At 59.9% G+C, this 20,951-nt stretch carries 20 protein-coding genes and 4 pseudogenes; 16 read left to right on the forward strand and 8 right to left on the reverse strand.

Going from position 1 to position 20,951, the window contains the following annotated elements; all coding sequences use genetic code 11:
- Positions 1–184 precede the first annotated feature (184 nt).
- Positions 185–568: a Rieske (2Fe-2S) protein gene (locus tag ABIF91_RS21950; RefSeq protein WP_011084562.1), complete on the forward strand. Its 384-nt coding sequence runs from the start codon at positions 185–187 to the stop codon at positions 566–568.
- A gap of 21 nt (positions 569–589) precedes the next feature.
- Here ABIF91_RS21950 and ABIF91_RS21955 read toward each other — a convergent pair whose 3' ends face one another.
- Positions 590–1,180 (reverse strand): hypothetical protein, encoded by a 591-nt coding sequence (locus tag ABIF91_RS21955; RefSeq protein WP_014497969.1) that lies wholly within the window; start codon positions 1,178–1,180, stop codon positions 590–592.
- A gap of 259 nt (positions 1,181–1,439) precedes the next feature.
- Here ABIF91_RS21955 and ABIF91_RS21960 point away from each other — a divergent pair, with 259 nt between their 5' ends.
- The 11 genes from ABIF91_RS21960 to istA (ABIF91_RS22010) all read left to right on the forward strand — a co-directional run bounded on the left by ABIF91_RS21960 (position 1,440) and on the right by istA (ABIF91_RS22010) (position 9,703).
- Positions 1,440–1,760, forward strand: a complete 321-nt coding sequence (locus ABIF91_RS21960) for an iron-sulfur cluster assembly accessory protein (RefSeq protein ID WP_028181931.1) — start codon at positions 1,440–1,442, stop codon at positions 1,758–1,760.
- Positions 1,761–2,083: 323 nt separating this feature from the next.
- On the forward strand, positions 2,084–3,265 hold the full coding sequence (gene nifS / locus ABIF91_RS21965) for a cysteine desulfurase NifS (RefSeq protein WP_011084565.1): 1,182 nt from the start codon (positions 2,084–2,086) through the stop codon (positions 3,263–3,265).
- Positions 3,262–3,486, forward strand: a complete 225-nt coding sequence (gene nifT / locus ABIF91_RS21970; RefSeq protein WP_011084566.1) for a putative nitrogen fixation protein NifT — start codon at positions 3,262–3,264, stop codon at positions 3,484–3,486. The genes nifS and nifT overlap by 4 nt, the downstream gene beginning before the upstream one ends.
- Before the next feature lie 747 nt (positions 3,487–4,233).
- Positions 4,234–5,733: a nitrogenase cofactor biosynthesis protein NifB gene (gene nifB / locus ABIF91_RS21975; RefSeq protein WP_085966638.1), complete on the forward strand. Its 1,500-nt coding sequence runs from the start codon at positions 4,234–4,236 to the stop codon at positions 5,731–5,733.
- A gap of 10 nt (positions 5,734–5,743) precedes the next feature.
- Positions 5,744–5,968 carry a 4Fe-4S binding protein gene (locus ABIF91_RS21980; protein WP_011084569.1) on the forward strand — a complete coding sequence of 75 codons (225 nt, stop codon included), beginning with the start codon at positions 5,744–5,746 and terminating at the stop codon, positions 5,966–5,968.
- Between the two features lie 250 nt (positions 5,969–6,218).
- On the forward strand, positions 6,219–6,533 hold the full coding sequence (locus ABIF91_RS21985) for a nitrogen fixation protein NifZ (RefSeq protein WP_028153326.1): 315 nt from the start codon (positions 6,219–6,221) through the stop codon (positions 6,531–6,533).
- 245 nt (positions 6,534–6,778) lie between these two features.
- Positions 6,779–7,201 (forward strand): IS66-like element accessory protein TnpA, encoded by a 423-nt coding sequence (gene tnpA, locus ABIF91_RS21990; protein WP_424578819.1) that lies wholly within the window; start codon positions 6,779–6,781, stop codon positions 7,199–7,201.
- The gene (gene tnpB / locus ABIF91_RS21995) at positions 7,198–7,554 is read left to right on the forward strand and encodes an IS66 family insertion sequence element accessory protein TnpB (RefSeq protein ID WP_018273742.1); all 357 of its coding nucleotides are present in this window, start codon (positions 7,198–7,200) and stop codon (positions 7,552–7,554) included. The genes tnpA and tnpB overlap by 4 nt, the downstream gene beginning before the upstream one ends.
- Positions 7,555–7,604: 50 nt before the next feature.
- The gene (locus ABIF91_RS22000) at positions 7,605–8,282 is read left to right on the forward strand and encodes an IS66 family transposase zinc-finger binding domain-containing protein (RefSeq protein ID WP_424579386.1); all 678 of its coding nucleotides are present in this window, start codon (positions 7,605–7,607) and stop codon (positions 8,280–8,282) included.
- Entirely contained in the window at positions 8,234–8,659 is a 426-nt protein-coding gene (locus ABIF91_RS22005) for an IS66 family transposase (RefSeq protein ID WP_424579387.1), read from the forward strand. Before ABIF91_RS22000 ends, ABIF91_RS22005 begins: the two co-directional genes overlap by 49 nt.
- 156 nt (positions 8,660–8,815) lie before the next feature.
- A complete protein-coding gene (gene istA, locus ABIF91_RS22010; protein ID WP_424579169.1) occupies positions 8,816–9,703 on the forward strand; it encodes an IS21 family transposase in 888 nt (295 codons plus the stop codon).
- On the opposite strand, the gene istB is transcribed toward istA (ABIF91_RS22010), so the two are convergent.
- Positions 9,657–10,424: an IS21-like element IS1631 family helper ATPase IstB gene (gene istB, locus ABIF91_RS22015; protein WP_038952109.1), complete on the reverse strand. Its 768-nt coding sequence runs from the start codon at positions 10,422–10,424 to the stop codon at positions 9,657–9,659. The genes istA (ABIF91_RS22010) and istB overlap by 47 nt on opposite strands.
- Positions 10,425–10,428: 4 nt before the next feature.
- Positions 10,429–12,186 (reverse strand): IS21-like element IS1631 family transposase, encoded by a 1,758-nt coding sequence (istA, locus tag ABIF91_RS22020; protein WP_100214066.1) that lies wholly within the window; start codon positions 12,184–12,186, stop codon positions 10,429–10,431.
- Positions 12,187–12,305: 119 nt separating this feature from the next.
- Between istA (ABIF91_RS22020) and ABIF91_RS22025 the strand changes: the two genes are divergently transcribed.
- On the forward strand, positions 12,306–12,818 hold the full coding sequence (locus tag ABIF91_RS22025; RefSeq protein ID WP_424579388.1) for a Mu transposase domain-containing protein: 513 nt from the start codon (positions 12,306–12,308) through the stop codon (positions 12,816–12,818).
- On the opposite strand, the pseudogene ABIF91_RS22030 reads toward ABIF91_RS22025, so the two are convergent.
- Positions 12,705–13,670, reverse strand: a pseudogene (locus ABIF91_RS22030) (IS256 family transposase); the annotation flags it as partial. The gene ABIF91_RS22025 and the pseudogene ABIF91_RS22030 overlap by 114 nt on opposite strands.
- A gap of 100 nt (positions 13,671–13,770) precedes the next feature.
- Here ABIF91_RS22030 and ABIF91_RS22035 point away from each other — a divergent pair.
- Positions 13,771–15,038: pseudogene (locus tag ABIF91_RS22035) on the forward strand (IS256 family transposase).
- Between the two features lie 24 nt (positions 15,039–15,062).
- On the opposite strand, the pseudogene ABIF91_RS22040 reads toward ABIF91_RS22035, so the two are convergent.
- The 4 genes and pseudogenes from ABIF91_RS22040 to ABIF91_RS22055 all read right to left on the reverse strand — a co-directional run.
- Positions 15,063–15,380: pseudogene (locus ABIF91_RS22040) on the reverse strand (IS256 family transposase); the annotation flags it as partial.
- Positions 15,381–15,512: 132 nt separating this feature from the next.
- Entirely contained in the window at positions 15,513–16,577 is a 1,065-nt protein-coding gene (locus ABIF91_RS22045) for an IS630-like element ISRj1 family transposase (RefSeq protein ID WP_424579389.1), read from the reverse strand.
- Positions 16,578–16,992: 415 nt separating this feature from the next.
- Positions 16,993–17,652: pseudogene (locus ABIF91_RS22050) on the reverse strand (OmpW/AlkL family protein); the annotation flags it as partial.
- A 297-nt stretch (positions 17,653–17,949) separates the two neighbouring features.
- Positions 17,950–18,375 carry an ArsC/Spx/MgsR family protein gene (locus ABIF91_RS22055; protein WP_011084576.1) on the reverse strand — a complete coding sequence of 142 codons (426 nt, stop codon included), beginning with the start codon at positions 18,373–18,375 and terminating at the stop codon, positions 17,950–17,952.
- A 567-nt stretch (positions 18,376–18,942) separates the two neighbouring features.
- Between ABIF91_RS22055 and nifH the strand changes: the two genes are divergently transcribed.
- On the forward strand, positions 18,943–19,827 hold the full coding sequence (gene nifH / locus ABIF91_RS22060; protein ID WP_011084578.1) for a nitrogenase iron protein: 885 nt from the start codon (positions 18,943–18,945) through the stop codon (positions 19,825–19,827).
- A 109-nt stretch (positions 19,828–19,936) separates the two neighbouring features.
- A complete protein-coding gene (locus ABIF91_RS22065) occupies positions 19,937–20,755 on the forward strand; it encodes a nitrogen fixation protein NifQ (protein WP_011084579.1) in 819 nt (272 codons plus the stop codon).
- Positions 20,756–20,951 lie beyond the last annotated feature (196 nt).

Here is a 20,951-nt window from a genome sequence, read left to right on the forward strand (position 1 = left end):
TCTATCTCCCATCGGCCGTAGCGGGCTGCTCACGATCGTCTGAATTCAGTGCTCACGATCGCGCGAAATCGATGCTCACGATCCGTGAAATCCGCATCGGATGACCAGACACGATTCGTTTCGGCGCTCGTACGGTTATTGCAGGGGCAATTGCACAGCGACATAAGTCTTGCAAGAGCAACCTATGCAGCCAACTCTCGTCTATGCGATTTGCAGCTTTAACGACATTCCGAGCCGCCAGGCCATCGGATTTCATCTTATGGTCCTCGAAGATGACGGCAATCACCGGCCGTGGCCCATCATTGTGGTGCGATGGGGCAAGAAGGTGCTTGGCTATGTCAATAAATGCCCGCACCACAGCGTCAATTTGGACTGGGAGCAGAACGAATTCCTCGATCCAAACGGTATCCGGCTGATGTGCGGCAAGCACGGTTCGACCTTCGAACTCGGCACCGGGCGGTGCGTCGAAGGTCCATGTCAAGGTAGAGCGCTTACGCCGATCGCGTTGGTAGTTGTGGATGGCGACATCTGCGCCGTCGGTGTGCATCTCGCGGAGGACGATGCATGAGCCAACAACTGAAGACCGCCCTCAGACCGGGCGGTTCTCGTTGCGGTTTTTCACAGCCTCCATCCTCTTTAGTCCGTCGTCATACGAGATTTCCTCATAGGATAGATCGAGATCCCTTGTGGCATCGAGGAGGTAATCAAGCTTGCCGGCCGGATCGAGCTTCTTGATGTCGTCCTTGTTCAGCCCGACCAAGTCCATCATCTCCTTCCAAACCGTGGATTCATCGCAGGGTAAGACGTGGAAGTTAATATCGCCGAGCTTAACTCGATACTTCGCCAGCAAATCGATGTTGTTGCAGAAAATGAAATAGCTGCCGATTGGGCTCAAGGCACCGTCGAGGACGGTCGCGACGTCAACAAGATACGCGAAGGAATGTAGGTAGCCGGCCAGCACGGGGATAGTGCGTTCTCCGTTTTGGGCGATCGTCAGAACCTGCTCAATGGAATAGTCTGGCGGTCGTTTCTCGTCCGCGACCTGAGTCTGGAACTTTAGTGCGACGTCGCCGCGAAAGCCGAACCGGCCCGGCTTGGTGGTCGCGCCTTTGAATACGGCGTTGAGAAGGCGGCTCTCCTTCTCAAGTCTGCCGAGTGCAGTGTTCTCGATAGCGGTCATTAAATCTGTCCTTGATCTATGCTCTTCACCGACGCGTTGTCGGAGCCAGATGCGATGCAAATTGCCTGCCGTCGCCTGCGTGGCGGCGTTCAGTGAAGCTCGGAAAGAAAACGCGCCGGTGGCTGGCACCGCCTTACGTGCCTTGTCAGGAACCCGACATCCGTTGCCAGCCAAGGGGCGCGGAAATGAGCATCATCAGGCGTCTGCGCGCTGGCACGTGACTTGCTCTTAGCTGGGCCTAAGCTGACGAGGCAAAGACGTGATCAACCTGACCGATAGCGCAGTCAATGCAATCAAGAGCGCGATTTCATCTTCGGAGCGGCGGGCGGGTGGTCTGCGCGTCATGATCGAAGCAGGCGGCTGCAATGGATTCAAATACAAGATGGGCATCGCCGATGAGCCAAAGCCTGACGACACCGTGATCGACTGCGGTGGGCTCAAGGTGTTTGTCGATAGCAAGAGCCGAGAGCATCTGGCCGGCACAACCATCGATTTCGTGCTGGCACCGGAGAGCTCTGGCTTTACCTTTCATAACCCGAACGCGGCCACCAACTGCTCCTGTGGAAAATCATTCGGCTGATGGAAACATTGATCAGGCGATAAGGAAAGGGCAATGAACCACACCGGCCGAACCAGACCGACTGAAGAACTCGTCGATCCCCACGATGCGAGAGGGTCCCGTTCGCTGCGCGAACGAAGAGATCGGACCCAATCGCCAAGCCGAAGCTGGCGCCTGTTAGCTGATCGGCACGATAGCAGCATGCTCTTGGCGCGGCTCGACAATGCTGGCAAGCCGTACAAGCTTCCGAGCGTGAGTCTAGAAGGGATTCAGGGGCATCTGGTAGGTAAGATCGGAGGTTTGGATCGCCTGGTCCTCGTTGTTGCTGCAGGCGGGGTGGTGCAGTGAGCGAGAATCGAGCGCCGATTTACCTCGATAACAATGCAACGACGCGAACTGATCCATCCGTCGTGCAAACCATGTTGCCTTTCTTCACTGAGCAATTCGGCAATGCCTCGTCCGCGCATGCCTTTGGCAACGAGGCCGCAATTGCGGTGAGGCAGGCACGGAGAAGCTTGAGCGGCCTGCTAGGTAGTGCATACGATCACGAAATCGTCTTCACCTCGGGAGGGACCGAAGCCAATAATGCCGCAATCCTCTCGGCACTTGCAACCCAGGAAGGTCGAGACGAGGTTGTCACCACTTCGGTTGAGCACTCCGCCGTACTTGCGCTAACGGAGCAATTGGCGGCAAGGGGAGTCAAGACGCGCATTATTGCCGTAGATGCTTGCGGCCGGCTCGACATCGAGGCGTTTCGCTGCGCGCTTGGGCCACGCACAGCGATTGCCTCGGTTATGTGGGCCAATAACGAGACCGGAACGATATTTCCCGTGAAGTGTCTGGCCGGGTGGACCCGTGAGGCGGGAGCGCTATTTCACACAGATGCGGTGCAGGCCATTGGTAAAGTACGCTTAAACCTAAAGGACAGCACGATCGACATGCTTTCACTATCCGCGCACAAACTGCACGGCCCGAAGGGGGTAGGTGCGTTATATTTGCGTAAAGGGACAAAATTCCAGCCGCTGATCTGCGGCGGATCACAGGAACGAGGGCGGCGCGCTGGGACCGAGAATATTCCCGGAATCGTCGGACTAGGAAAAGCTGCCGAACTTGCGGCGGAGCGGCTTGAACCCGAGCGCATCCGCATTGGCGCGTTACGTGACCGCCTTGAGCAGGGAATTTTGCGCAATGGCGAGTGCGTTGTGCTTGGCGACATTCGCAATCGTTTGGCGAATACGACTAATATTGCCTTCGACCATCTCGAAGGTGAAGCGATTGCCCACCGTCTTAACCGGGCGGGCATCGCCGTATCGCTCGGGTCAGCCTGCAGGTCGGGCTCAATGCAGCCATCGCATGTTCTGCGTGCCATGCAGGTGCCTGCGTGGCGGATGCACGGCGCCGTGCGCTTTTCTCTTTCGCGCGAAACCTCCCTCGCCGAAGTCGATGAGGCCGTGTGCGCTGTGTCAGATATCGTGACTCGCATGCGCGCCAGCTCCCGCGCCACGGTCAGGGAGCAGACCTCGTGAAAATCATGATCCGCCGCTCTCCGGACACGGGCTTGTCAATCTACGTGCCAAAAAAGGATATCGAAGAGTCAATCGTGGCCTCCGAGTACGAGACCCTATGGGGCGGCTGGATCAAAGTCGCTAACGGTTGGGTGCTCGATTTGCCCGAGATGGCGAGCGACACACGGTTACCGATCACAATCGACGCGAAGAAGCGGGATGAGAGCGGCGACGATCCATGAAGCGCTCACGGAGATGAGCGCTGTCGATGCGGCGGATGCAAAGGTTACTCTCGCGGACCTTGGCGCCCGCCCTGGGGACCGAGATCATTGTCGTCTCTCTCGTCCTGGCATCAGGGAATTGAAAATGCGATGTGCTGAGCACAGCAGATGCATCGGTCGGCTTATTCGCCGGTAAGTCGGCGCTGTCTCGGGGCTTTGGGGGTCGACTGGCTGCGGCGCAGCATATCAAGATCAGCAAACGTCGGCCCGCCGCGACGGCATTGATGAGGCGGGGTTTACTCAGCCAGTCGGGACAAGGCGATTGCACCATCATCTTTGGCCCTCATTGCTGCCTGTCATATTCGGACGCGTGTTGCCCTAGTATTGGCCTTATGATGTCCGGCTTCCCCAGTTCGGATCGGGCCAATTGAGAGCGGCAGCGCGCGAAAGCCCGTTCAGATGAGCTGGATCGGGGCGAGCCCCGCGAGAGTGAAAAGCACACGAGATGGAGCCCCGAGTGAGAATGGCGACGCATCTGTCGCTTTGCCAACAAGCTCATCATTGCTGTCTTGCAAGTGCCAACGCTATCGCTGCGCCTACTCGGTGTACTGTGGTTGCATTCGCATCATCCTCGCCACGGCATGCAAGTTGCTAATCTTCCTGAAACGCGCTCTAGGATGATCTGTGGGCGTCGATGCTTGCAGGGGAGTGATCTCGGTCGTGGAGCGCGGAAAATATATCAAAGCAGCGGTCAATAGCGGGAAGATCATGCAGTCCATAACCGAGCATAAGGGCTGCCGCGCTTCGGCGAAGACCGGGCGGGCGAGCTGCGGCTCGCAGGCCGGCCGAGGCGATCTGCCGGTCGAAATCTGGGAAAGGGTGAAAAACCATCCCTGTTACAGCGAGGATGCGCACCATCATTACGCTCGCATGCATGTCGCGGTCGCACCTGCCTGCAATATCCAGTGCAATTACTGCAACCGAAAATACGACTGCGCCAATGAATCGCGTCCGGGTGTGGTGAGCGAGAAGCTCACCCCTGAGCAGGCAGTGAGAAAAGTGATCGCGGTCGCGACGACCATTCCGCAGATGACGGTACTTGGCATCGCTGGTCCCGGCGATGCCCTGGCCAATCCAGCAAAGACGTTCAAAACGCTCGCGTTGGTCACCGAGGCTGCTCCTGACATCAAGCTGTGTCTGTCAACCAACGGACTAGCGCTGCCAGACTATGTCGATACCATCGTGAGGGCCAAAGTTGACCACGTCACCATCACCATCAACATGGTCGATCCTGAAATCGGAGCCAAGATTTATCCATGGATCTTCTTCAACCACAAGCGATACACCGGCATCGAGGCGGCAAGGATACTCACCAATCGCCAGCTTCAAGGGCTCGAGATGCTTAGCGAACGGGGCATTTTGTGCAAGATCAACTCGGTGATGATCCCCAATATCAATGATGACCACCTGGTCGAGGTCAACAAGGCGGTCACGTCGCGCGGTGCCTTCCTTCACAATATCATGCCGCTGATCTCCGTACCCGAGCACGGAACAGCATTTGGCCTCAACGGTCAGCGCGGTCCGACGGCTCAAGAATTGAAAACGCTGCAAGATGCTTGCGAAGGGAAGATAAACATGATGCGGCATTGCCGGCAGTGCCGCGCTGATGCGGTCGGTCTACTCGGCGAGGATCGCAGCGCGGAGTTCACCAATGATCAGGTGATGAAAATGGACGTCCATTATGACCTGGAGATGCGCAAGGCTTATCAAAAAAGGGTAGAGAATGAGCGCGTCTCCAAAGTCGCGGCCGGTCAAAAGGAGTTGGCGGGAGTCTCCGGAGAGATGAGCGCGATCACTGTTCTAGTAGCCGTCGCAACTAAGGGCTCGGGATTGATCAACGAGCACTTTGGACATGCAAATGAATTCCAACTGTACGAGCTCTCCACATCCGGCGCCAAGTTCGTCGGGCTACGTCGTGTGGAGGGTTACTGCCAGGCCGGCTATGGCGAGGAAGATAGGCTATCCGTGATCATGCGCGACATCCGTGACTGCCACGCGGTCTTCGTGGCTAAGATCGGCGGCTGCCCCAAGAGCGGCCTGATCAAGGCTGGGATCGAGCCGGTCGATCAATTCGCCTATGAGTACATTGAGAAGTCGACGATCGCTTGGTTCAGGGCCTATGTCGGCAAAGTAAAGCGCGGGGAGATCCAGCATGTGCAGCGCGGCGTGCCCCCGCGTTGGCCTGGAGATCGGATCTCTGCGGCGTAAGGAGGAATATGTGCCATTCAAAATCATCGCCTCGCAGTGCACGAGCTGCTCAGCTTGCGAGCCTTTATGCCCGAACGTTGCTATTTCGGAGAAGGGGGGAAACTTTGTCATTGAAGCGGCGAAATGCAGCGAATGCGTGGGGCATTTTGACGAACCGCAATGTGCCGCTGCCTGTCCGGTCGACAACACCTGCGTGGTTGACAGGGCCTTGCCTCGCTACCAGGCGCCCGTCTGAAGTGTGGAGCCTGACCGGCAATGCAATCGCTGGTGCTGAACACGTCCCAAACGTCGCGCTGCGAACTGGCGGCTCCGCAGGCGCCGGCGTCTGCTCTTACGGACGGTGGCCGCTCTGGATTCCTGCGATGGGGCTGTTGCTGGCGGGCAGCACAGCCTGGCGACATTTCGGCGCTCGAGGGCGCCTCGTGATGCGGAGCAGAGTGTCCCCTCGGCGTGCCCCCGCGCCGTCGGTGCATGAGGAGCGAAATATGAACAGAATTCTCCGGGATAGCGACGCCGTCGAGCTAAGCGACCCACCCGCCTTCAGCTTTGGCCAAAAGCTTCGCGCCAATCGCGTCATCCGGAATGATGGCACCTATCCCGGCAAGGAGATCGGAGACGTCTTGGTCAAGAAGGGGGAGGTGGGCTACGTCGTCTCGATCGGCACGTTCTTGCAGCAATTCTACATCTACGGCGTGGAATTTTTGGAAAGCGGCTACCGCGTTGGCATGAAACGCAAGGAACTTGAGCCAGTGGATGCAGGCGAGGAGGTCGATGATTTGCCACTACCGGAGGAGTCATGACTCAGCGAGGTTTTCCAAAATATTGGTGGGGCCAGCGGGGTAAGCCGACAGCCGACCTGATCAAGCACCGCTCATCGGTCGATACGGAGACGGACGGAGCTTCGCTCGCCGCCAGGCCGAGCCGCCAGACCGTCATCGATACTCTCAACAACAAAGGATAGCGGTACGACGACCCCACCTCGTTTAGGTGGACGGGATGAGCGAGACTCGCGCGTGGATTTGACAACGCGAGGGACGCTCGTTCCATGCATCAAGACAGACATCAAGACGGGCATGATGCCGCCTCCTATCAGCGGATCGAGGTGATCACAGGGGAGAGGCGACGGCGCAGTTGGAGCGATGCGGAGAAGGCGCGGATCGTGGCCGAGAGTGCCGATCCGGAGACGAGCATTTCCGAGGTGGCTCGACGCAACGGGGTGAACCGGGGACTGCTCAGTGTGTGGCGGCGCCAGGCGCGGCTCGCGTCGAGCGAAGCGCCGCAGTTCGTGCAAGTCAGGCTCCAGGCCGCCGTCGAGGCGCAGCCGAACGCGATCGATAAGGCGCATGTTCTGACGGATCCGGCCGAGCGGATCGAGGTGATGATCGCGGGCGCGACGGTGCGCGTGCCCGTCGGCGTCGACGCCGCGACGCTGGAGCGCGTGCTGGCGGCGGTGAGATCGACGCGATGATCTCTTTCGGTCCAATGGTCCGTGTGTTCGTCGCGACGCAGCCGATTGACTTTCGTAAAGGCGTTCATGGCCTTGTCGCGCTGGTAGCGGAGGGATTAGGCGGCAAGCCCTACAGCGGTGACGTTTATGTCTTCCGATCGAAGCGATCGGATCGTTTGAAGCTACTGGTTTTTGACGGCTCGGGAATGGTTCTAGCGACGAAGTGGCTGGAGAATGGGGGCTTTGCCTGGCCACCTGTTCGCGAGGGTACGATGCCGGTGACGGGGGCGCAACTGGCGATGCTGATTGAAGGTCTTGCGGAGTGGTCGCGTGTGGTCCCGAAGGTGACGAAGCGGCCGACGAAGGTTGCCTGAAGCGTCTTGTTTTGCTGGCGATTGCGAGTGCGTTCGTGTAGCTCTGCGATATGGCGCTTCGCCCCGAAGATCTCCCCTCTGACCCTGCGGCTCTTGCCGAGATGGTGCTGGCTTTCGAAGGCGAGAACGATGATCTGCGCGCAGAGATCGCCACGTTGAAGAGCCTGATCTTCGGCGCACGATCGGAGCGCGCGGCGATCGTCTGCGCCGAACAGATCGCGTTTGATCTGGAACGGACCGCCGGCTCACAGCTCCCGGCCAATGACGACAAACCGGACGCGCCGCGGCCGGAGCGGCGCAAAGCGAAGCGCAACATCGGCGCGCTGCCGGCGCATCTGCCTCGGGTCGAGCGGGTGATCGAGCCGGCGTCCACGCTGTGCCCGTGCTGCACGGGTCAGATGCATCGGATCGGCGAGGAGAGCAGCGAAGCGCTCGATCGGGTTCCCGCGTGGCTGCGCGTGCTCCGCACGATCCGTCCAAAATACGCCTGCCGCTCCTGTGAGGGCCCGATTGTCCAGGCCCCGGCACCGGCGCGGCTCGTCGAGGGCGGCATGGCAACGACGGCGCTGATCGCGCATATCGCCGCGGCCAAATATGCCTGGCAATCGACGCTCTATCGCCAACGCAGATCCTGGCGGGTCAGGGTGTCGTCGTCGACCGTCAGACGCTGGCGCGCTGGATGGGGAGCGCGGCGTGGCTGGTCAGGGGCCTCTACGATCTGCAACTGAAGACTATGCACGGCTTCGAGCGGCTGTTCTGCGACGAGACGCCGATGCCAGTGCTCGATCCGGGACGCGGCCGCACGAGGATCTGCCAGTTCTGGGCGCACGCGACGGACGATCGGGCGTGGAAGGGGCCGGCGCCGCCGGCGGTCGCCTACGTGTTCGCAGGTGGTCGCGGCAAAAAGGAGATCGTGGCGCAGTTAGCCGGCTTCGAAGGCGTGCTGCAAGTCGACGGCTATGCCGCCTACGCCTCGCTGGCGGGCGATGCGATGATGTCGGGCCAGATCCAGCTGGCGTATTGTCTCGTTCACGCGCGCCGCAACTTCGTGAGGGTGCACAAGACTGCGGATTCCGATTTATTCCGGCCGGGTATTCCGACTTGAAGCCGGCCATCGTTCCGATTTGAAGCCGGCCACGATTCCGAAATGAAACCGGCCGGCATTCCGATTTGAAGTCGGCCGGGTTTTTGGAAGTCGGCGTTTTCGTTTGGATCAGTCCCTCAGGCATCAAGTCCCGCGTTGATCAACGTGGGGAAGCGGATGCCGGCCAAGAGAGAACTGACCATGCGACAGATACGACAGATGCTGCGGCTTGCCCGTGATGGGGTGAGCGCCCGGGAGATTGGGCGCACGCTCGGCGTGGCGCGCAGCACCATCCAGGACAACCTCAAGCGTGCCTCGACTGCCGGGCTGGCGTGGCCTTTGGCGGGCGATCTGACCGACGCCGTTCTTGAACAACGTCTGTTTGCCCATGCCGGCGTCAGGCGCGGCTTTCGCCGGCGCCGGGAGCCGGATTGGGCCTCGCTGGCCTGTGAGCTGAAGCGGCCTGGCGTCAATCTGATGGTGCTGTGGGAGGAGTACCGGGCGGTCCACCCGGAAGGTTATGGCTACAGCCGGTTCTGCGATTTATTCCGAGAATTCGACCGGCGGCTGTCTCCGACGATGCGGCAGGACCATCCGGCCGGCGACAAGGTCTTTGTCGATTACTCCGGCAAGAAGATCATGATCGTTGATCGCGAAACCGGGGTTGTACGCGATGCGGAGATCTTCGTCGCCGTGCTTGGCGCCTCGAATTACACCTACGCCGAGGCGACCTGGACGCAGACACTTCCGGACTGGATCGAGGCCCATGTCCGGATGTTCCGGTTCTTTGGCGGGGTGCCGCGCCTCGTCGTCCCTGACAATCTGAAGTCCGGCGTGCACCGGGCTTCGTTCTACGACCCTGAAATCAATCGCAGCTACGGGATGATGGCGTCCCATTACGGCGTTGGCGTCCTTCCGGCACGGCCAAGAAAGCCGCGGGATACCCCGCGGGTCACTTCAAATTCCTCCGGGTGTGGTCAGTCAAATTCCTCCACCCGCGAGGCAGGACAAGGGACTGTTAGTTTGAGTTTGTTTCCCGGGCAAGAGCTTCAGCGGCTTCTTTGAGCCGATAGCTGCGTCCGTCGAACTCAAGCAGATGGCAATGATGCATAAGGCGATCGAGGATCGTCGTGCTCATAGTGTTGTCCCCAAGGTATGCCCCCCAATCCTGCACGACGCGATTGGAGGTGACGATGACGCTGCGGCGCAGTTTGTAACGCTGATGGATCAGGGTCTGCAGCAAAGTGCCGGCGTCGTCGGGGATGGCGCGTGCGAGGAATAGATCGTCCAGCACGAGGAGATCGCAGTCGATGATGGTTCGCAGCCGGACCTCGCGTTGTGCCGGAGAGTTCAGGGCGTAGCGGTGGAAGAAGTCGTCGGTCTCAAGATACTGGACCTTGTGGCTTTGCAGGATCGCCTGATAGGCAATCGCCTTGGCGATGTGCGACTTCCCGGTGCCAGGTTTGCCAACAAGCAGAGCGTTCTCGCCAGCGGCAATGAACGCCAGGGTGTGGAGCTGGAAGCAGGTCTGACGTGGCAGTTTGGGATTGAAGGACCAGTCGAACTCGGCGAGCGTCAGCTTTTCGTCGAGCCCGGATTGCTGGTATCGCCGCTCGATAAGACGGGACTGACGACGGTCCAGTTCATCCTGCAGGATAAGGGAGAAGGTCTCGAGGAAGGGCTGGTTGGCGCCCTGCGCCTGGAGCACGCGCGTCTGCAGCGTGTCGCGGACACCCGACAGGCGCAGCTGTCGTAGGCAACGCTCAATTTCCGGCATGGTCATCATGTGGCTAGGTCTCCAGTTTAAGGTGAGAAGGTGCAGCGGGAGCGCTCGTGGCGCCGGAGTTGGCCGGGGTTGCGCAGGCGACACGAGCGCGGATTGCCGTGGCGTGATCGTCGTGAGCCTCGGCCTGCCGACCATTGTCGTCGGCGTCGCGCCGCACAGCGCGGCTGAAGAGGTCGCCGTATTCCGCGGGGGTACGGATCAGCGGATGATCCTGGGTGAGCGGCGATGCCGGCTGTGGCGTCACTCCAACCTGCTCGATCGCCTGTTCGAACAACCGCTCGACGGTCGCACGCACGTGCTTGTAGCGGTAGATGCGGTTGTCGATGGCGTGCGCGCAGGCCTGCTCGACCAGCCGCGCCGGATACTTCCGGCCCAGCCCGACAATGCCCCACATCGCGCGCTGTCCGGGGCGCCCTTCGGTGTCGAACACCTGCTGGCACAAGGCCCTGGTCTGCGGTCCGATGCGCTCGGCGCTCGCCAGCAGCACGGCGGTTTGCCGCGACGGGTTGAACGGCCGTTCGCTGGTCGGCAGGACGACAGAACCGGGGTGCGCCATCCGGGAATGAACACGCAGCAGCGCACGGGTGTGGCGATCACGGATCTCGATCGTGGTGGTGTAGATGCGCACGACGACCTGGCTGCCGATCGGCGCGGGCCGCGCGGCGTAATAGCTGTTGTCGACGCGTACGGTGGTGTCGTCGCAGACAGTCCGGACGACTTCGGTGAAGATGCGGAAGGGAGCGACAGGCAGCGGCCGCAGGTGCGGCTTCTCTTCCTGGAACATCGCCTCGACCTGACGGCGCGTGCTGCCGTGGATGCGTTTGGAAGCCCAGTTCTCCTCCCAGTGCCTCAAGAACTCGTTTTGCGCCTCCAGCGTCTCGAAGCGCCGTCCGGCCAGCGCAGTGCCCTGGGTATGTTGAATCGCATTCTCGACGCATCCTTTCCGATTTGGATCGGCCACGCGCGCGGGATCGGCGACCACGGCGTAATGAGCCAGCATCGCGCTGTAAATCGGGTTGAGCTGGGGCTCGTACAAATCCGGCTTGAGGACGCCTTCCTTCAGGTTGTCGAGCACGACATAGCTGGGGACCCCGCCAAAATACCGGAACGCCTCTTCGTGGAGCTGCGCCCAGACTTGTTGGCTGGACTTCCAGACTACCCGCCGGAAGCTGCGCCGCGAGTAGCGTAGCGTCATCACGAACAGGCGGGGACGACGGTACCGCCCGCTCTTCGGATCAACCGTCGGCGCGCCCTCGCCATAGTCGACCTGAGCTTCCTCGCCGGGGAGGAACTCAAGACGATCAAACTGCTCAGGATCAGCGTGCCGCAACCGGCGCACAAACCGCTTGACACTCTGGTAGCTGGACGGAAAGCCAAATTGATCAACCAGGTCCTGGTAAATCGCCTGCGCGTTCCGCTTCAGCCGGACCTGTTCTTCGATCCACGTCCGATGCGCTTCGCAAGCCGAACGGGCCAGGCTGCTGGTGACCGTCGCTTCCGATGTCCCAAAAGCCGGTGGTCGGGGTGGAGGAATTTGGCCGTCCGCGCTCACCGAGCCGGTGGTCACTTCCCCGGGGGAATTTGCCTCCGCACCGGCCCGCAGCGCCTGATAACGCCGGATCGTCTTGCGATCGACACCCGTTAGCCGGTGAATCTCGCGCTGGCTGGTGTTGCGATCAAGTAATGTAAGTACGGTGCTTTGCAGATGTCGCTTCAAGACGTTCAACTCCCCGGCCCCTTGCTGGCTAAAGGGGTCGAACATAAACGTCCTGCCTGACCGGCTACTGCTGTTCAGCGGCGCTGACGGCGATCATCAGGTGGGGGAGTTTCAAGTGACCATACCCGGGGGATTTTGACCGACCCACGGGGGATAAGGCAAAAGTGGAGGCCGGGGTTCGGTTTGCCCAGACCTATATCCTCGGGCGGCTTCGTCGCCAGACCTTCTTCTCGTTGGCCGAGGCGAACGCAGCCATTGCCGCTGCGCTGGAGCGGATCAACGCGCACATCATGCGCCGGCTCGGTGTCAGTCGCCGTCAATTGTTCGAGACGGTCGAGATGTCGGTCCTGGCGTCGTTGCCGGACGCCGATTATCAGTTTGCGGAATGGCGCGTGGCCCGCGTCTCGCTCGATTATCATGTCGAGATCGACGGCTTCTTCTACTCAGTTCCACACGGCCTGATCCGGGAGCAGGTCGACGTCCGCGCCACCACCCGGACCATCGAGCTGTTCCATCGGGGTTCGCGTGTTGCGAGCTATGCGGGATTTTGGGTGACGAGGCGATCAGGCGGCGTGGTTTTCCGGCACTTGGATGACCTCGATGCCGTTTTCGAATCTGACACCTGCGCTGACCTTCGGCAACTGATTTGTGCCTTTCAGCCGCCGCCAGGTCTTTGATGCGGCGCAGAGCAGCTTGAACACCATCAACTTGGCAGTCGTTGACGATAACGAACCTTTCGTGCGCACCGTTCTGTGCCGGACCGTCGCGAACACGCTTTCGATGGGATTCGTCGTCCGCAAGTGGTCCCAATGCTCGGCGGGGAATTCGTAGAACGCAAGCATTGCGTCGCGATCTTTCGTCAGGCACTCGACCGCCTTGTCGTACTTCGCTCCGTATTTCTCGGCAAAGACATCGATCGCCACTTCGGCCGAAGCTCGGTTGGACGCCAAATAGACCTCGCGCAGATCCTTCTTCATGCTGGCCTGTACCGACACTGCGACTTTGTTCAAGATATTCGCGGTTTTGTGCACCCAGCACCGCTGATGTCGCGTGGCGGGAAAGACCTCGTCGAGCGCCTTCCAGAAGCCGAGCGCGCCGTCACCGACGGCGATTTCCGGGGCGATCTTCAGCCCTCGGGTTTTCGCCTCGACGAGCAGTTCGTGCCAGCTCTGCGTGCTCTCGCGCACGCCGACCTGGAAGCCGATGAGTTCCTTCTTGCCTTCCGGCGTCGCGCCGATCAGCACCAGCATGCATTCGCTGTGGTCTTCCATGCGAGCCTGCAGGAAGACGCCGTCCGCCCACACGTATACGTACCGGCGCGCCGACAGATCGCGCTTCTGCCAACGCTCGTACTCGAGCTGCCACTCCGTCGTCAGTCTGGAAACCACCGCCGGAGAAAGATTCGGCGCATCCTTGCCCAAGAGCGCCGCCAGCGCCTCCTGGAAGTCGCCCGTCGAGATGCCTCGCAGGTACAGAACCGGCAAAAGTGCATCCAAGCTCTTCGTGCGCCGTGCCCACAACGGCAGGATCGCGAGCTATGGCGGAATCTGGGTGATGACGGTGTGAGGAAGGCGGCGTATCGAGGCGGGTGACGAGCCTGCCAGAACCTCTCGAGGAGAGCGATACGCCATGACCGAGACTACCAATGTTCTTGCTTTCCGTCAGCCGTCCGCGGTTGATGATCCACTGACCGATATCGTTCGTGCCGGCGCGCGGGACCTGCTTGCCAGGGCGATCGAGATCGAGGTTGGCGCGTTTCTGGCCAGCACGGCCAATCTGACGCTGCCCGACGGTCGAGCGCGCCTGGTCCGACATGGGCACGGTCCGGTGCGCGAGATTGCGACCGGCATCGGTCCGGTGGAGGTCGCTCGTCCCAAGGTCCGCGACCGCGGAGCGAGCGGGCCAGGCGACCGCCTCCGCTTCAGTTCGGCAATCCTGCCGCTATGGGCGCGGCGGACGAAGAGCCTGGATGCCTTGATCCCGGTCCTCTATTTGCGCGGCATCTCGACCGGCGACTTCCAGGAGGCGCTCTCGGCGCTGCTCGGCAAGGATGCGCCGAACCTGTCGCCTTCGGTGATCGCCGGCCTGAAGGCCGATTGGCAGGTCGAGTACGAACGCTGGCAGAGACGCGATCTGTCGGCGCGTCGCTATGTCTACATCTGGGCCGATGGCGTGTACCTGCAGGCCCGCATGGAAGATCACAGCGAATGCATGCTGGTGCTGATTGGCACCACGCCGGAAGGCAAGAAGGAGCTGATCGGCTTCCAGGTCGGCGTGCGCGAGAGCGCGCAGAGCTGGCGCGAACTCCTGATCGACCTGCGGCAACGCGGGTACGGATTGCCCCGCAACTCGCCATCGGCGACGGCGCCCTCGGCTTCTGGAAGGCACTGGACGAGGCCTTTCCCGGCACGCGGCACCAACGATGCTGGTGCCATAAAGTGAGCAACGTACTCGACAAGGTCGCCAAATCCGTGCAGGGCCCCATGAAGAACGACCTGCGGAACATCTATCTGGCCCCACACCGGGCCGAAGCTGAAACCGCGATCGACGTCTTCGTCGAGAAATACCACGTCAAATACGGACGTGCGGTGGAGTGCCTGATCAAGGATCGCCATGCGCTGCTCGCCTTCTTCGACTTCCCTGCTGAGCACTGGATCCACCTACGCAGCTCGAACCCGATCGAGAGCGTCTTCGCCACGGTGCGCCACCGAACGGTGCGGACCAAGGGATCGCTGTCGCAACAAACTGCGAAGCTGATGGTGTTCAAGCTCATCGACGCCGCATCGAAGACCTGGCGGCGATTGAAGAGCACGAACCAGTTGCCGAAAGTCATCGCCGGTGTAAAGTTCATCGACGGAATCGAAGTCATTCCGAACACTGAAAGCCACGCCGCCTGATCAGGCCGCGTCACCCAAAATCAGCCATAGCTCCAGGATCGCCGAGGTGAAGCGGATCCGCTCGCCATCGCTGGTCACCGCGCGATCGCGAATCTTTACCCGGGCGACTTCGACGGCGCCGATCCCCGTCTGGATCGTCCGCACTGGACCATGGCCGTGTCGCACGAGGCGGTCGCGGCCATCGGGAAGCTTCAAGCCCTTCATCGCGGCGAGAAACGCCTCGGCTTCCATCTCGACAGCCTGCGCAAGCAGCTGCCGAGCTCCAGATCGCAAAATATTCGTCAGTGGATCGTCGATCTCATCGGGCTGACGCAGTGGGACAATGTTGCTATGCTCGTTCATGGCGTATCGCTCTCCTTGAGGTTCTGGCAGGCTCGACACCCGCCTCGATACGCCGCCTATCTCATTCCGTCATCACCCAGTTTCCCGCATAGCTCCTTGGCGGCTGCTTGCCGGGTTAGCTAGTACCCGGAATCAGAGCTGAGTGATACGGCGGCCTTTGAAACGGCGTTGACGGACCTTTTTCTTGGTCCAGACGAAGGGCTCGGCTCTGTCGTTGTATGCGTTGACGTAGGCATCGATGTGTTCCTGAAGCTGCTTGAGGCTCGTGAAGGAGTTGCCGCTGAGCGACTGCCCCTGCAAGATGGAAAACCATACTTCGACCTGATTGAGCCATGACGCACTTGTCGGCGTGAAATGAAATTGCACGTTGGGGTGGGCCTTGAGCCAGTCCTCGTTCTTTTTATGGGTGTTGAGGTTGTCGAGGATGACGTGAAGCTTGCGGTTCGGAAAAGTCGCGGTGACGCTGTTCATGAAATCGAGAAACTCGACGCGGCGCCGGCGTTTTGAATGGGTCGCGATGATCTTTCCGGTGGCGACTTCGAGCGCCGCAAACAATGTTGTGGTGCCATGCCGCTTGTAATCGTGGCTTTGGCCGGTCAAGGCGCGGCCATTGGGCAACTTCAGATAACCCTGCGCTCGCTCCAAAGCCTGGATCGAGGGCTTCTCGTCCACGCACAGCACAATGGCCTTCGCCGGCGGCGCGACATAGAGGCCGACAACATCGGCGGCTTTGGCCGTAAAGTTCGGGTCGTTGCTCTCGCACCAGGACTTGCGAGCCACCAGGTCAATCTTGTGGCTGCGCAGGAACCGCCAGACATATTGGACATCGACATCGCCCAGCGCCTCGGCCAGCAGGGGGCCGGTCCAGCGCGCAAACCCTTGCGGTGGCGGCTTATCCAGCAGCTTCAGAATCCGCTTGTCGGTCGTCTTCGTATAGATCGGCTGCTTGCCAGGCCGCGGCTTGTCTTGCAGCCCTTCAAGGCCATGGTCGGCATAGCGATGCCGCCAAAGGCTGACAATCCGCGGCTGGACCCCAACTTCCTTGGCGATCGACCGGGTGCTGCGCCCATCCGCCGCCAACAGAACTATCCGCGCCCGCTTCAAATCGCGCTGCAACGTCACCGGTGAGCGACAGCACGCCTCAAGCACCTTGCGATCTTTCCTCGAAAGGTGGACTTCTCTTGCTTCGGGTATCATCCCGACCTTGAATCACGACTCACGTTCCAAGAAAAGTGGGTACTAGCATGGTCGGCTCGACGTTGGGGGGCGGATCGTCTGAGATTAACCGGGCACTTCGCGGCCAAGATTAGGCTGTCAGCGGCGTATCGCCTTCTTATCAGGCAAATGGGAAAATGGCTTCGGTCTTAAGCGTGGCGAAACAGACGTATGATCATATTCTGAGTCGACGTTTGTGTAATGTTACTCACGTGCTGCGCGATTCGTAACTTGCAGCGCGAGCAACGCCAGCGGTTCCCTCTCTTGCGAGCTGACGCGTCGATGGCGCGTCAGCCGGCTTTCCGTGTCAGTCCGGCGAGAGTAGGAGACGAGCTCGATGATCCTGCTGGGATCCGAGTTTATCAAACGGCCTCTCCACTCTGGCTCTGCTCTAACGTCAGAACTTGTAAGCGACGCCGCCGCTGACGAGCCATGGATCAATATGGGCGCGGCCCGTAACGGCAATCGCATTGTTTAAGGTGGCCGAGTACTCCGGCCGCAGCCACAGCTTTTTAACGTCAAAGTTGAGGCCCCAGTGGCGATCGAGCATGTAATCGAAACCGAATTGGACTGCCGCGCCGAATTGGTTTTTGATGTTTAGATCCGTGACGGAAAGCCCGGCGAGCGAAGTATTGGCTGCCGATTGGTTGAAGAATACAGTGTAGTTGATGCCCGCGCCGACATAGGGCTTAAGCGGCCCAAAATCGGTGAAGTGATATTGCAGGGTCAGTGTAGGAGGCAAGAGCCAGGCTTTGCCGATATCGAGCCCTGTGAGCGCGCCATTGCCGCTGACGTGATGGCTGGTCACGCCGAGAATGAGTTCGGCGGCTAAGTTAGCTGTGAAGAAATAGGTGATGTCGAGCTCTGGTATAGCTTGATCGCTGATCGAAAGCCCAGAGTTGGGTGATGACAGCAACGGCGTCCCTGGAACGTTGACAGAACTGCCTGCGGTATCCGGCAAAACGCCAAGCACGCGCAGGCGGATCATCCACGGGTTGCGGGGTTCAATAGGGGGAGCTTTATAGTAGACCGGCGCCGGACCCAGATCAGCACCACGTACCGAGTTGCTGGCCAACGAACGAGGTCGCTAGCACGAAGACCGATACAGTTGCCAGGACTGTTCTTGCTCTCATCGAATTCTCCATTCCAGAAGTCGCGCGAGAAGCCGCGCAAGGTCTCTGTCACACATAAGGAACGGCGAAAGATTTGATACCAATCAAATATGGGAGCGATCGTGCCGCTCAGTTGCATCAGGATCACAGCTGCGAAACACGTTTTGCTAAAGGAAATACTCGCGCCAAGCAAGCCGCAAGTCGAGAACGTCATTCTTCTGGTGTGATCGTCCGGAACAGGCTCATTCGCTTGATCCCATCTTCGGGCAGCGCGTGCGAGTTGCTTGGTGCAGGCATCCCTGGAGATGCTCCTGCGTCTGGTGGCCAAGCAGCGACAGCGCGGGCTCGCGATCGAGCCCGGCACATCGTATTCCGTCTAAGTCGATCAACGGTCGTCGTATCAGGAGTGGATCACTCACCATCAATGCGAGTGCGCTCGCCGCGTCGATAGAATCGAGATTGACTTCGCCCGACTTGACACGAGGCGCGGCTCGGTTGAACCAGGAGCCGACGGGCATATTGCGAAAGAAGCTGCGCAATTCGTCCGCATGCCATGGCTCCTTCAAGATGTCCTGGACGACCACGTCATGACCGGCGGACTTTAGCGCTTGAATCTGACGCGCGTTCGTGGCGCAGCCGGGCTTCTGATAAAAGATGATTGTAGCCACGGCGTACCTATGTAGGCGTGCTATGCTGGGCGAATAGCACAGGGCTGCTGCTTCCCGGGAGCCATTCGAAGTTCTTGACAGTCAACGTCAATATCAGCGCATGGTGCGCCCTCAGCGAATTTGCAAAGCCGCTGGCCCGTCTCATTTTGACTCCGTCCGGCATCTTTACTCCTCACATGGCTGAGCTTGCGCGAGCGGGAGCAAGCTCTGTTCCACAATGGCGGCATCGGCTAAGTCAGCCTATTCGGCTGTTGGCGTTCATGTTTGCGATTGTTTGTTCGTTGTCTGACAGCCGGGCAGATCTTGTCAGATCCAAAACAGCCTACGATCACGCGCCGGCTGGTTGCTTTTGGAAACGTAATCAGAAGCTTAAGGTGCCGGGTTAGACCTTGGCACGGCTGTTGCTGATAAGCGGCAGCAACACTGAGTGAGGGCTGAGTGCACGCCGACGTGTAAGGCGAGCGATGCGCTCCTTCCCTTGAACCCGTGTGCCCCCGCTTCTGCGAGGGAAGCAAAGCTCGCAAAAGAAGCGCGCAACGTTTGGCAAATCGGTTGATGGAGAGCAGCATGGCTTCACTAAGACAAATCGCCTTCTACGGGAAGGGCGGAATCGGCAAGTCCACCACTTCGCAGAACACGCTAGCGGCGCTGGCAGAGATGGGTCAGAAGATCCTGATTGTAGGGTGCGATCCGAAAGCGGACTCGACTCGCCTTATTCTGCACGCCAAGGCTCAAGACACGATTTTGAGTCTTGCCGCGAGCGCCGGCAGCGTGGAGGATCTAGAGCTCGAGGACGTAATGAAGGTTGGCTACCAGGACATTCGCTGCGTTGAGTCCGGTGGCCCTGAGCCAGGTGTCGGCTGCGCCGGCCGCGGTGTCATCACCTCGATCAATTTTCTTGAAGAGAACGGAGCCTACGAGAACATTGACTATGTTTCTTACGATGTGCTTGGCGACGTTGTTTGCGGTGGCTTTGCGATGCCAATCCGCGAAAACAAGGCGCAGGAGATCTACATCGTGATGTCTGGTGAAATGATGGCAATGTATGCCGCAAACAATATTTCCAAGGGGATCCTGAAATACGCGAACTCAGGTGGGGTGCGGTTGGGCGGCCTGATCTGCAACGAGCGGCAGACCGACAAGGAATTGGAACTGGCGGAAGCGTTGGCCAAGAAGCTTGGCACTCAACTGATCTACTTCGTGCCGCGTGACAATGTGGTGCAGCATGCAGAGCTGCGTCGCATGACGGTGCTTGAATATGCACCCGATTCCAAGCAGGCTGATCACTATCGGAAACTAGCGGCCAAGGTTCACAATAATGGCGGCAAGGGCATCATCCCGACCCCGATCTCAATGGATGAGCTCGAGGACATGCTGATGGAGCATGGCATTATAAAGGCCGTGGATGAATCAATCATCGGCAAAACCGCCGCCGAACTCGCAGCTTCGTAAAGGCCGCGAGTCGCCGCCTTGCGAAGGCGAGCGACAGATGCCGGTCTCCCTCACCCCCCCTTCCCGGGGGGGGGGGCCGGCATACTGACGATCGGCCGCGAAAACCAGAGTGCGCCGTGACGAACCACGCATTGTGAAAAACCGCAGAGTTATGTCCGAGCCGCACGTCCTTCCGTTCACGACTGCCTGTGCTGCTGACGCCAATAGCCAGTTGCACAAGGGAATTTCAACCTACCGGCTGCTCACCGGTGAACATCCTGCAAATGCCGATATCGCCATCGACAGCAATCTCGATCGCCATGCCCTGGCGTCTATCCTGGCGGCTGCCACGATGGATGGTGGCTGTCTGTCTGAGAAAGTTGGCCTGTCCGGCGTTGAATTGGCGGTCTTACTGGAGCAGCACTTTCTCCCAACCGGGATCAGGGCCCCGGAGCAGGCCGCGCCCTTCAAGCGGGAAGAGGATGAGGAGATCGCAATGCTTCGCGATCTGTTGCTCAAGCATCGCTCGACGGAAGGGGATATCGGCCGGTGGCTGGCTGCGATGATCGCGCGCCGCGCCATGGAGCCGGACCATCTTTGGGAAGCTCTCGGCTTGCGTGATCGTGGCGAACTCTCGCTCGTGATGAGCCGGCATTTCGCGCCGCTCGCCGCGAGCAATGTCAACAATATGCGTTGGAAGCGCTTCTTCTACCGCATGCTTTGCGAGGACGAAGGCCTTGCGATGTGCACGACACCCGTGTGCAATCAATGTAACGAATTCAACATCTGTTTCGGTGAAGAAAGCGGTGAGAGCCGGATGGCCGAGCGTCGGCGCGATTTGCTGTTGCAGGCCGCAGCATGGCCGGCTGTGTCCAGCGGCCGGGCATCTGAAACGCCAGGAGAGACCGCAGTCGCATCGTTATCCGAAAAGGCTTCACCGCATTTGTAGGCCGCAGGTCGGAGGAGGGCGCGGATCACCAACTTGGATGCGAGCGGACGGCCGTGTGGTTAAGGCGGCAAGATCGAGTGCTAGGCTACAGTTCACCCGTGTTGGTGCGCCGCAACGGACCTGTCGCACCAAAGGGCAACGCGTTCGGCCTCATAGCGCTGTCGCATTTGCCACGATGCATTTGCTGAACAAGGTC

Source organism: Bradyrhizobium sp. USDA 241 (assembly GCF_049739505.1).
GTDB classification, from domain to species: domain Bacteria; phylum Pseudomonadota; class Alphaproteobacteria; order Rhizobiales; family Xanthobacteraceae; genus Bradyrhizobium; species Bradyrhizobium liaoningense.

Coding starts and splice junctions, on each gene's coding strand:
- ABIF91_RS21950 (WP_011084562.1), top strand. CDS start 185: ATGCAGCCAACTCTCGTCTATGCGATTTGCAGCTTTAACGACATTCCG.
- ABIF91_RS21955 (WP_014497969.1), bottom strand. CDS start 1,180: ATGACCGCTATCGAGAACACTGCACTCGGCAGACTTGAGAAGGAGAGC.
- nifB (WP_085966638.1), top strand. CDS start 4,234: ATGCAGTCCATAACCGAGCATAAGGGCTGCCGCGCTTCGGCGAAGACC.
- ABIF91_RS21985 (WP_028153326.1), top strand. CDS start 6,219: ATGAACAGAATTCTCCGGGATAGCGACGCCGTCGAGCTAAGCGACCCA.
- tnpA (WP_424578819.1), top strand. CDS start 6,779: ATGCATCAAGACAGACATCAAGACGGGCATGATGCCGCCTCCTATCAG.
- tnpB (WP_018273742.1), top strand. CDS start 7,198: ATGATCTCTTTCGGTCCAATGGTCCGTGTGTTCGTCGCGACGCAGCCG.
- ABIF91_RS22000 (WP_424579386.1), top strand. CDS start 7,605: ATGGCGCTTCGCCCCGAAGATCTCCCCTCTGACCCTGCGGCTCTTGCC.
- ABIF91_RS22005 (WP_424579387.1), top strand. CDS start 8,234: ATGGGGAGCGCGGCGTGGCTGGTCAGGGGCCTCTACGATCTGCAACTG.
- istA (WP_424579169.1), top strand. CDS start 8,816: ATGCCGGCCAAGAGAGAACTGACCATGCGACAGATACGACAGATGCTG.
- istB (WP_038952109.1), bottom strand. CDS start 10,424: ATGATGACCATGCCGGAAATTGAGCGTTGCCTACGACAGCTGCGCCTG.
- istA (WP_100214066.1), bottom strand. CDS start 12,186: ATGTTCGACCCCTTTAGCCAGCAAGGGGCCGGGGAGTTGAACGTCTTG.
- ABIF91_RS22045 (WP_424579389.1), bottom strand. CDS start 16,577: ATGATACCCGAAGCAAGAGAAGTCCACCTTTCGAGGAAAGATCGCAAG.
- nifH (WP_011084578.1), top strand. CDS start 18,943: ATGGCTTCACTAAGACAAATCGCCTTCTACGGGAAGGGCGGAATCGGC.